Genomic DNA, 10392 nt, shown 5'->3' with positions numbered 1-10392 from the left:
TAGGGACAGTCAGATCGCCGCCGTTTGGCATGAATTCTCCAAGCTCTCTTGAAATGTCGTCAGTTTCTCTTTTCAACTGTTGCAGAACAGATGTAATGTTTTCCGCAGTGTGTTTTGTCCTCGTTGATGACTCGTCAAGCCATCGGAGGTCATAGAATTTTTTCACACCACCCAACGCTTTTTCTGCTTCCAAGGAAAGATCGGAGAAATAGGCCGGCAAATCTCCAGCCACTTCCGAAAGACTGTCAAGAGAGAAAGAACCGGCTTCTTTTCTCATTTGAGCAAGATAGTTGGTCAGTTCTTTCGAGAGGTCAGAGAAAGAGGCTACCGTGTTTGCGACCCCTTGACCAGCCACATCATTCATGCCAGATGAGAGCTGCAGCATCTCTGCTAGAACAGCTTTTCTCATATCAGGTACGATCGAGTGGCCGACAATTTCGTCGCTCGCCCTCTTGAACTCAGCTATGACAGCATCAGCTCCGTCCTTCGACGCACCGACAATGTTTCCCCATGTCGTTTGGAATTCCTCTTCAACAGCTTTGAGAGCGCCGGCAAACTCATTCAACTCAGGCTCTATCCCCTTGAGAGATCTCCCGAAGTCATCTGCCTTTCCTGCGTTGTCTTCAAATGTCTGATAGAAAAGAAGCATCTGGTCTTTCTGGTCTTCAATCTGTTCTGCAAGTGACCCGGCAGCTTCGGCCGTCTCCTGAAGGCGTTTTCTATACTTCTCTATCGATTCTGAATCTCCCTCGGCTTCTGCGTTGGCGAGAGCATCCAGGTATTCGACCTGTTTCGTCTTGAGCGTATCCAGTTCCTCTCTCAAAGATGTTATTGCCTTCTTCTGCTTGTCGAATGTATCTGTAACCGCATCGGCCATCTCTGTCAACTTTGCAGAAGTCTCCTTCGACTGATTCTGGATAGACTTCAGAGTATCAGAGGCAAAGCCCGAACCCTCCTGGACTTTCTTCCACTGCTCGTTTATGCTCTTCGCGTCTTGAGACAGTATGTTTACATCTGCAATGCCGAGGAGCTTCGCAAAAGCATCGCTCGTAAGTCCCAGACTCTTCTGGAGATATATGAGAGTTTCGCCAAAGCCATATGTATCGAAAATGGCCTTTGCCGCCGACTTCCCGTTCCTTCCGTACACGACTTCCAGTTCTTGAAGAGAAGTTTTAAGCGCGTTTGCTTCTCTGGAGTTCTCTCCGTAAGTCGAGATCGCTTTTCTGTATTCCTCTCTGGTAGAGGCAATTTGCTCAGATAAACTGACAAGCCATGAAGTCTGGTTGTTAGTAAGGACACCGCTTTTATAGAGTTCGATTTCAAGGTCTGCGAGGGCAACGCCCATTACGTCCACATCATTTCCAAACATCTTTGCGGGCTTTGTCAATTTGTTGAAAGCGTTCACTAAACCCAGTGAATCGGTCTCGGTCGCTTTGAACTGCGTGCGTACTCTCTGGAGGGCTTCTTCCTTAGTGGCTGCGAAGTTCTCGCTCCCGTACAGAAATTCATTTATATTCTTGCCAGTCTTCTGAACCTCTGTCGCTGTTTGCTGTAGTATCTCTTTCACATCTCCAAACTTGACTGCGCTCTCTCCGGCAGACCAACCAAGAGAAGCTATCTCTCCCTTGAGAGTGTTCAGACTGCTGCGAAGACTATCCGCCTGCGAAGAATTCGTTCCGTACCTTTCTTCAGCAGTTTCAAGCTCTTTAGAGAGCCTGTCATAAGCGTCATATAGTTCCTTTAGACCGGCAACTTGGTCTTTGGCCACTTTCCCTTGTTCAGCCATCGCAATGACAACTCTCCCGAGTGCTATACCGACTTCATTCGAGGCGTCGGTCGCACTCGTTTTCTGCCTTTCCATCATCGTGACAAAAGCCTCCACTGAACCAACGGCTTGGAAAGACACCATGTCTATTGCCTTGACCTGTTGGCCGGCAGCTTCAACAATTGACTCGGTCACTTTGTCGTAAGAACTCACAAGGTTTGCAAGAACCGACTGGGACTCGGCGGTGCTTTGTGCCATGGCTTCATTCGCTGTCTTAATAGACTCGACTATTCTGTTGTTCGTGGCTTCAGTATCCAAAGCAACCGCATCTACTTCTTCCATCACTTTCTTGAGCTTTGAGATAACTTCTTCAGACGATAGAGTGAGGCTCCCCGAGAACTCTTTCGCGAGATCTCTGAAGGCGTTTCCTGTGTATCCAGCCTCTTCTGCAATCTTTTGCATGTTCATTGCCGCTTTGACTGCAACGGTGGAGTTTATCTGGTCGAATCCTCTGACAGCGTCTTCCAGCTGGGAGAAGGTGCCTGAGATTGTCCCTGAGAGTTTCTTTGTCTCATTGCTCGCCTGTGATGAGAGATTCGAGAATCTTCTCGAGACCTCTTCCATCGTCTCAACTGTCCCATCGGCCGTCTCTCTAACTTGGTTAAGTGCTTTCTCTAGGTCCGATTTGAACCAGTCCTTAGAAAGATTATCCATAACTTTGTAGAGAGCGATGGCGCCAGCGGTTATTCCAGCAATCGCCGCGATTGTTATTCCCACCGGACCGGTCGCAAAAGCGAGTAGTTTCGCTCCAACGCCAGCCGCTGAAGAACCGACACCGGCAAGCGAGGCTCCGGTGCTCGCGGCTGTTCCCGACAGAGTAGTCAAAGCCTGTCCTGCCGCTCCGGCTGCTGCTACTTTGCCCGAGAGAAGCTTTATCACGCTTCCTACAATAGATCCCCAGCTCTTGAACGAGGCAATCGTCTTCATGACAGTGCCGGTAAGGAAATTTATCGCACCCGCTCCAACTAGAATAAGGGATCCCCATTTAGCGGTGTTCACTATCAGCTTCTTCGTGCCTTCATCAAGATTGTTTAGCCACGTCACTAGCCCTTTGATCCAGTTGAGAGCCTTTGCAACTTCGTCCTTGAATAGGGCCGCAAAGGAATTTCCTAGAGACTCTAGAGACGACTTCAAGAGTTTGAACTGACCCGCAAGCGAGCTAAGTTGCTCGTCTTTCATTCTTTCGGCAGCGCCTGAGGAGTCCTCAAGCATTGCAGTGAATTCTTTGATCTTCTCAGCACCGGTCTCTATGGCGGCCGCCATCCTTCCTCCGATCTCGGTACCGAAGATCTCGTATGCTCCTGTCGTATCGACCCCGGCCCTTCGCATGGCCTCGAGGATCTCAACGAAAGAGTGTTGCGCGGGATTCACATCTTCAATCGTGAGACCGTACATTTTCAATACGTCGACGACGTCCTTTGTGGGAGCGGCCAGCCTGGCAAGAGCGTTCCTTAGAGTGGTTCCTGCCTGCTCACCGTGGATACCCGCGGTCTCGAATGCCATAAGGGCTGCGACGGTCTCTTCTAGAGAGTAGTCGAATCCTGCCGCCGTCGAACCAGCGTATCTCATTCCGTAAGCGAGCCTTTCCAGTGTCTCCGGCGAGCTCCCTACTGAAGTCGCGAAAATATCGACTACCCTTGCCGTCTCTTCTGCAGTCATTCCAAACTGGTCGAGAGTGTCGGTAACAAGCTCCGCCGTCGGTCTGAGATCTGAGTGCATGGCTTCTGCGAGGTTTGAAACCGGACCTATCATTGCCTGTATGTCTTCTTTCTTCTTTCCTGCAGACGCGAGCGCGTAAGCGGCCGATGCGATCTCTCTAGTCATGAACGAAGAGTTCATCGCAACTTCATTGATAGTGGCCGACAGTTCCTGAAAGTCGGTTTCACTTCCCTGCATAACAGCGTTGACGTTTCTCATCTCTTCTTCGAAGCCCATGAACTGCTTCAAAGCGAGACCAAAAGGAGCGGCGATGGCTGCACCCCAGCCCATCATGGTTAGACCGGTCTGCTGAAGCTGCGATCCGACTTCTCGCAAACCTCGCGTCTGCTCTTTGACCTTATTCAGTTCATCCGAGGCATAGTTCATAGCTCTCAAGACAATAGAGACTTCAGCTTTTGCCGCCATAGACAACCTCTCCTTGAGCTTTGAATAGTTTGATTAAAGTGACAATGGGAGTCTCCCATCCCCAGGGGAGACTCCCCATTAACCACGCCGACTGTGCAAAGATCTTCCAGATCAGGATTTCGTAATCGTCTTCTGCTCCTTTTCGGAGCCTTCGGGAAAATCTTCCAGTTCACCCTTTGGAAAGGCCATCATTATTGAGTTTGTCAGGATTTTCATGAGATCCGCGAACTGGAAGAGACCGATGTTCTCTTTTGTGACTTCTAGCACTTCCCCTTTTTCTGGTCCGAAGTCCCATGAGTCTATAACAGCCTCCGCAAGGGAAAGCACAGCATCAAGTTCTTCCTCCGTTAGGTCGAGCCCACCGGCCTCAAGTTTCGGAGCGAGCTTCAGAGCCGGAGCCAATAAATAGACCTTAGACCCGGGAAGCGGTTTGAAGGTGACGTTGTACTCGTTGATCTTCACAGTCTTACGGTAGAAAGGCGTTATGATTTCATGCTTCATCGTTTACCTCCATCAGGAAATAGTCACACTCTCAATGCTCATCTTTATCGGGATCTCAACGGGTCCGGTAGCTCCGAGATTTACGGACGTTTCACTGGCCACCATTCCACTGCAAACGATTGTGACAGTAGTCTGGCTTGCAAGAGGATCACCATTCTCGTCATAGAACTGAGCGGAGAAAGCTGCTGAGAGCGTGAAGGGTGTATCTTCAGGAAGCCATTCCCCCACAAGCACATCGGCAAATGAGGACGATGGAGAAACGGTGACAGTTCCCTCGAAGACAAACGGCCCCTTGGAGAAATCCTGAGGATCGAGCGAAGCTCCGCGTATGGCGTTAACTTCTCTGCTGGCCGACACGTCAACCTTTATAACAGTATCGCTTGAGCCGGAGAACGAGATGGACGCATCAGACATGACGAAGAAGCCTTTCACGTACTCGACATCAGACGACGTTAGCGCGGTGATGCTGCCCATGCCCTTGCCGACAAAATCTACGGCATATGTGAGAGGATTTCTCTCATCGAAGGCGAGTCTAAGAGTCTTCACGACAGCGTCTTCGAGTTCTATATCGTGGAGCTGGACATCGAAGACATTGTCCTTGACCAATAGAGCAGCCAGAAGTGTGGCATCCGGTACATCTCCGGACCAGCTGCATTCGTAGTCGTGCGCATTGATTCTAGCCTTTGTTATATTTCCTATGCCGCTCCTCTGAAGTGTGCTGGTCTTGATGGCTGGTTTGGCGTCTGAGACCAGCCCACAATCGTATGTTGTTTCTCCTTTGATTATCCTTGCATATACATCAGCTCCGGTGAGAGCCATAATTCTTCACTCCTTCTACTGAATTCTGAACCTCAACCTGACCCCGACGGCCTTGACTTGGAAATCGGGGAGCTCAGAATAATCTAGGTAACTCTCGTCTTCGAAAGTGCACAGATAGTGTCTCGTGATCTCTCCGTCCTGAACAGGGAACCTCATAGACGCGAACTTCGCATGCATGAATCCCGAGAATCGAACTTGCTGCCTCTGAATATCCCAGTCAAACCATTCGGATTTGAAGAGAGCTGTCGCTTCCACGAGAAATTCACGGAGGTCTCTGATCCCCACCGCTTGGAGAGGCTGAGAAGAAGACGGCGTGATGACCACAGTGGGGTAATGATCCCAAACGTCGAGTTTTGGAGCATGGCGGACATACTCTATCGAGGCTACGCCAAGGTATTCCCTTAACCCGTTCTCTTGAAGATAGGTTTCCAGAGAATCAAGAATGTTCTCCCTTACGTGTATAATCTGATCCTCAGTCATCTGAAATACCTCCCGAAGAGATCTTCGATATTCCTGATATCCTGCGTTTGCCAGACCATAAAAGCCCTCTTTGGTACACCGTAGCCCTCCTGGTGATAGACTGCGTAGTCAACGTTTGTCGCTACTTTCGCGTAGTCCTTTCCCCACTGGGGGTGTATGCTCTGTCTCAGCTTCTTGGTCCGGTAGCCTCTCCCGCCCCTAGATGAAGGGACATTCACTGAGAACACGAGCATCGGATAAGCCGTTCCCTTGTACTTGATCTTGCGTCTCTTAGTGCTTTCAGCAAGATCCGGCCACTTATCAGGTCTGCCGCCTTCGTCGAAGTTTTTATGAACGGATGAGAGCATCACGTTGGCGCTGTCCCTCATCACTGGTGTCAGGTCACCAAGCTTTTTCTGATATTGATTCAAGAGCGTGTCGAGTTTTTCTGTCCTGACTTCTATCTGCATTCGATCACCACTTTTCCAACTCTTCGCTTGTGAACACTTGATCGTTTGACTCCATAGCAAAAGCCGGACCGGGTTGGACTTGAGGGACCTGAGTATTCAATCTACGTTCGGCCTGAACCTGGGCTACGAGTTGTGAGTACTGCGCAAAAGTGTTTTGAGCCAGTTCCAGCATTGAGAGCTTTTCGTAGGTCTGAGCCTTAGCGTAGAGAATTGCGAGTTTCTCTCTGATCTTTGTAGATGCCTCTATTGAAGAAGCCAGGGTCTCCCCTTCAGAGAGGAAACCCTCGACCGCTTCAAGGACATCATCGACTATCTTTGCCCTGATGCTTTCGGGAAAACTCAGGACAAAAGCATCAACGTCGATCATAAGGCATCAGCCCTTAGGCCACTGTAATTGCAGCTTTTATGACACCCTTTGAGTGAAGTATCACAGGCAGGCCATGGCTCTCGGCGAAGACTCTCTTGCCTCCGGGATTCACGATGTTCTCCGAGTAAGCGTAGATCTCTCCCAGGACCGGCCCGTTCTCGCTGAACGAGGCAGCATAGAAGGGCTTGAAGAGTTCTGGCGAGGTGAGTATGCACAGATCGCTCGCCCCATGAAGATCGACTTCTGAACCGGCTTCGGTCACTATGGTTTCATTAAACTCATAGATGTTCAGACCCTGAATGTTTCCTATGAACGGGAAGTCATAGGTGAGACTTCCGGCTTCGATCCTCCTGTTGTCCATGAGTTTTTCGAGAGCGGTGTTCTCGATGAGGACCTTGGCGACATCAGGCGTAACGAAAGCTAAAGTCGGCATGACCCCCGTCTCTTTTGCCATTTCGACTCTCCACTCCCTGAGATCTGTGAGAGGAGCCTTCGAAGTCGGATCGGACCAGTCGGAAGACTCTCCCATGAAGCCCGAGTCCATGTTGAAGTCGTACTCGAACTTCGTGTCGGTTCCTGAATAGGTGACCTTCCCCGTCAAGAGGATCTGGGCGAGCATCCACTCCCACGCAGCGGTTATGGATTCTCTCTGTTCCTTCTGAGTGTCCGCTATCCAATTGCTTAGGTGGTCCATCTGTACCTGGGTAAGTGGTTCTCCAGCGTCCCTCATCGTCCAGATCTCGTCGTAGGTTATGTCGTCGTAGAACTTCACCGTGGGTGGTTCGAGTGTCACATGAGTGTAGTTCTTGAGGTTCCTAGCAGGTGCCGGGCTCGTCCTCTTCACGAATCTTGGAAGGATCGGACCCACTCTCTTGATGTCGAACTCTATTGTCTTAGTCGCGGCGTACTTGGCCGGATTAGACCGCGGACTCTTGAGAAGCAAGTCCACTAGAAGCCTCGGGACCGGTTTAATCTGCTTTATAGCTTCGGTCAATGTCCGATAATGAAAAACATCTGGGATGGTTGCCATTCTTTTCACTCCTTATTAGTATGATTCAACGAACCAGAGTCTGGAGAAGAGATCGCTCTTGGCAGTGGCTAACTGTGACGCGAGAAGGGAGTTGGTGATCGCTTCGGCGTACACAGCCCCATGGATTATCAGGGAGACCGGCTGGGCGGCGCTGGAGACATCGATCGGCTCGATCGAAATTGCGAAGGCCTCATCAGAACCGTCCTGAATCTCTACGGCGTCATTTAGGTCAGCTGTCTGAGCGTCTTCTGTGCCAACTGAGATCGTGTTGTTTTCAACGTCGACTCCTGTTAGAGCAACAGCCGAGCCGCCACCGATTGTCACTGAATCACCGACTTTGAAGACTGAAGCGTCAGCGACCTTGAAGGTGCTTGTCGCACTTCCTTCGGCTTGAGTTAAGTAGCTTACGCCGAGAGGCCTTACTTTTCCCGCGTCTTCCCCACTGGTTATCTTTCCAAAGATAGTCCCCGCTTCGATCTTCGATCCGCCGACTCCGCCAATGACATTGAAGCTCTGTCTGACGTCGGGGTGGACTAAGGAAACTACCTTTTTGAAACTGCTGTCCTGGTAAGTGATTCCTTCAGGCATTTCTTTTCACTCCCTTTTATTATGATTGTTTGTTCACTCTGCCGGCTATTCCGTCGGCAATCTTCTTGAGCTCGTCTTCGCCGCCAGTTTGTGAACCGCTCTGGCCAAGCGGGACTTTTTCAGTGTTCTCGAGAATGTCGTCGAAGAACTTAAGATCATCTTCTTTCTTGAGCTCCGGCTTGATCTTCTCGAGGACAGCCGGCTTGACTCCCTTATCGGTCCAACCCTTTGCCCAGTTGTTCACTTTCTCAGAGAAGTGCTTCTCTTCGGCTTCTTTCTTCTCTTTCTCAAGAGCCTCAAGTCTCGTTCTGGCTTCGGAGAGCTCCTTGTTCAGTGTCGCGAGAGTCTCGGAGAGTTCCTTTTCTTTCTTGTCTTTCTCTGCCCTAAGATCTGAGAGTTCCTTTTGAGCCTTCTCAAAGAGATCTTTGAATTCCATTCCTATTTCCTCCTCTTTCTCAAATTCTGAAAAGTAGACTATCTGCTCCATATCCGGCACCGCTGGCATGTTTGTGAGAGCAGCTCCTCTAAGGACCGGTCCTGCGTCTTTGCCGGTCTTCTTGTCCATGTACTTCTCTGCATATGTGGCGCTCATGTATTTGAACTTCTTTCTCTTGATGAGTTCCACGCCTTCTTGATCCGGTTCGGAGTAGACCCACAGTCCGTCGTCTCTGGCCTCGACCTTGGTGATCTTTCCGTAGGCGCCGGGATGGTTCGGATCTTTCCCGTGATCGATGTCCAGCGAGAGTTCATACGAGGGGATCCCGTTCTTGAAGTTCTCCTCGATTTTCTGAGCGAGCTCTTTTGTCAGAGAGACCTTCCCGTATCTGGGGTCCTGAAACTCTATATACGGTAGGAGCCGGTACCAGAACCCGCCTGTTTTTGCGATTTCTGCAAGATATTTGTCTATCACGATCAATCACCTCAGCAAATCAAATAGTTCCTTTGCAGCCAGTCGAAGGCTCCCTTTACCGTGGGAAATCCAAACGGAAAGATCATTGTATCGCTGTCTCGCAGGTCGTCCTTTTCGATTATTCTGAAGTAACAGTCTTCAGGATCGCCTTCTGTGATCACATACATAATCGACCTCCAATAAAAAAGGAGGCCGAAGCCTCCTCGCAATAGTTGTCTTTCGCCTAGTCTCCTCTCGTGATCTTTAACATCGCTATGATCTTCTCGAATTCTCTTCTAACGACAGTGGGCGCCCCTTCTCTGAGAGACCAACCGTCTTCTCCCTTTAGGAGCTTCTCTTCGTCTATCTCTACCCACTCGTCCCACCAATCGGGTTTTTCAAACTGCACTATAACACCCCCTTCAACCATTCGCCGAACAGCACGAAGACCTCTTCCTTTCTCCCGGTAGTATAACCCGCAAAGAGCTCTGCGAAAGCTTCCACAATGCCGCCGCTTCTGGCATATCCCGAGATGTCGTTGAGAGTAATTCCCCTCTCTTTTCTCATTTTCGAGATCCATGAAGTGAACTCTGCCCTTTTTCCGGTCTCTCTGAGGTAGTAGTCGATCCTGTGGCCGAATTCGTGGCAGATAATACCTCCCGCGTCATGGGCCACCGACCACCCCTTTTTGTAATCACCCTCGATGATCTCCCGGAGTCTATCAGCTTTCTGCCAGAAAGTGTTCTTGACTACTATCTTGTCAAACCCCTGCGCGGTGTAAGCCAGGACATTGGGTGGTATCTTTCTCATCTGCCTGGTCACAACGTCCTCTATTTGCTCGGGAGAAGCATTTGGGTATCTTTTCTCAAAGAACCTCGTCCAGGCTTTCCTGGAATTTCTAGTGGACGTGACCCCATCGAATTGCTCCCATACCTTAGGATACTTCTCTTTCAGCTCTTCGAGCGTAGTGTTTATCTCTTCAGCCAGCTCTTCGGCTATACCCCGGTAATCACATTCTACTCCGAGCACCTGTTTGGCGTATTCTTCAGGAGTGAGCTGCTTCACGTTTTTCAGTATTCTCTTGATGTTTTCCGAGACCAGGAATACCGGAGTCTGTTTTTTGCTACTAACAAGGGCCTTTACGACGTCTCTGTCAACCCGCCTGTTAACGGGTACCGCTTCTGGGTGCTGGCCGTGTATTCTTTCCATTTCCTCTCTCGAGAGCGTCTTCCCTTTAGGATCGTAGATTGTGTGAGGGACAAGCGTACTCCTGCAGCGTGGATGGAGCGGCGGAGTGTTTTCGGCCAGGAGTTCCGGATC

The 10392-nt window shown here is 50.1% G+C and carries 12 protein-coding genes; all 12 read right to left on the bottom strand.

All coding sequences use genetic code 11. The features are described from left to right. A partial coding sequence (locus tag PKX57_RS09865; protein ID WP_472417074.1) for a phage tail tape measure protein occupies positions 1-3949 on the bottom strand: 3949 nt, incomplete at its 3' end. Between the two features lie 111 nt (positions 3950-4060). Next, entirely contained in the window at positions 4061-4450 is a 390-nt protein-coding gene (locus PKX57_RS09860) for a hypothetical protein (protein ID WP_472417072.1), read from the bottom strand. A gap of 12 nt (positions 4451-4462) precedes the next feature. After that, complete coding sequence (locus tag PKX57_RS09855) at positions 4463-5269, bottom strand: phage tail tube protein (protein ID WP_472417070.1); 807 nt, start codon at positions 5267-5269, stop codon at positions 4463-4465. Positions 5270-5284: 15 nt separating this feature from the next. Beyond that, positions 5285-5749 (bottom strand): hypothetical protein, encoded by a 465-nt coding sequence (locus PKX57_RS09850; RefSeq protein WP_472417068.1) that lies wholly within the window; start codon positions 5747-5749, stop codon positions 5285-5287. After that, positions 5746-6198, bottom strand: coding sequence for a phage virion morphogenesis family protein (locus tag PKX57_RS09845; RefSeq protein WP_472417066.1), 453 nt, complete (start codon positions 6196-6198; stop codon positions 5746-5748). Before PKX57_RS09845 ends, PKX57_RS09850 begins: the two co-directional genes overlap by 4 nt. A gap of 4 nt (positions 6199-6202) precedes the next feature. After that, the gene (locus PKX57_RS09840; protein WP_472417064.1) at positions 6203-6565 is read right to left on the bottom strand and encodes a hypothetical protein; all 363 of its coding nucleotides are present in this window, start codon (positions 6563-6565) and stop codon (positions 6203-6205) included. Positions 6566-6578: 13 nt separating this feature from the next. Beyond that, positions 6579-7559 carry a major capsid protein gene (locus tag PKX57_RS09835; RefSeq protein WP_472417062.1) on the bottom strand — a complete coding sequence of 327 codons (981 nt, stop codon included), beginning with the start codon at positions 7557-7559 and terminating at the stop codon, positions 6579-6581. Between the two features lie 51 nt (positions 7560-7610). Continuing rightward, positions 7611-8183 carry a hypothetical protein gene (locus PKX57_RS09830; protein ID WP_472417060.1) on the bottom strand — a complete coding sequence of 191 codons (573 nt, stop codon included), beginning with the start codon at positions 8181-8183 and terminating at the stop codon, positions 7611-7613. Between the two features lie 19 nt (positions 8184-8202). Next, the gene (locus PKX57_RS09825; protein ID WP_472417058.1) at positions 8203-9093 is read right to left on the bottom strand and encodes a phage protease; all 891 of its coding nucleotides are present in this window, start codon (positions 9091-9093) and stop codon (positions 8203-8205) included. An 11-nt stretch (positions 9094-9104) separates the two neighbouring features. Beyond that, positions 9105-9260, bottom strand: a complete 156-nt coding sequence (locus PKX57_RS09820) for a hypothetical protein (protein ID WP_472417056.1) — start codon at positions 9258-9260, stop codon at positions 9105-9107. 56 nt (positions 9261-9316) lie between these two features. Beyond that, positions 9317-9481, bottom strand: coding sequence for a hypothetical protein (locus tag PKX57_RS09815; RefSeq protein ID WP_472417054.1), 165 nt, complete (start codon positions 9479-9481; stop codon positions 9317-9319). Continuing rightward, a partial coding sequence (locus PKX57_RS09810) for a hypothetical protein (RefSeq protein WP_472417052.1) occupies positions 9481-10392 on the bottom strand: 912 nt, incomplete at its 5' end. The genes PKX57_RS09815 and PKX57_RS09810, both read right to left, overlap by 1 nt.

The organism is Mesotoga sp., from assembly GCF_035363035.1.
Classification (GTDB): Bacteria; Thermotogota; Thermotogae; order Petrotogales; family Kosmotogaceae; genus Mesotoga.
Note: the sequence above shows the minus strand (reverse complement) of the source record. Positions and strands in the feature narration are given on the sequence as shown.

Bases quoted from the DNA above. Each gene is read 5' to 3' on its own strand.
- PKX57_RS09860 (WP_472417072.1), bottom strand. From the start codon at position 4,450: ATGAAGCATGAAATCATAACGCCTTTCTACCGTAAGACTGTGAAGATC.
- PKX57_RS09855 (WP_472417070.1), bottom strand. From the start codon at position 5,269: ATGGCTCTCACCGGAGCTGATGTATATGCAAGGATAATCAAAGGAGAA.
- PKX57_RS09850 (WP_472417068.1), bottom strand. From the start codon at position 5,749: ATGACTGAGGATCAGATTATACACGTAAGGGAGAACATTCTTGATTCT.
- PKX57_RS09845 (WP_472417066.1), bottom strand. From the start codon at position 6,198: ATGCAGATAGAAGTCAGGACAGAAAAACTCGACACGCTCTTGAATCAA.
- PKX57_RS09840 (WP_472417064.1), bottom strand. From the start codon at position 6,565: ATGATCGACGTTGATGCTTTTGTCCTGAGTTTTCCCGAAAGCATCAGG.
- PKX57_RS09830 (WP_472417060.1), bottom strand. From the start codon at position 8,183: ATGCCTGAAGGAATCACTTACCAGGACAGCAGTTTCAAAAAGGTAGTT.
- PKX57_RS09820 (WP_472417056.1), bottom strand. From the start codon at position 9,260: ATGTATGTGATCACAGAAGGCGATCCTGAAGACTGTTACTTCAGAATA.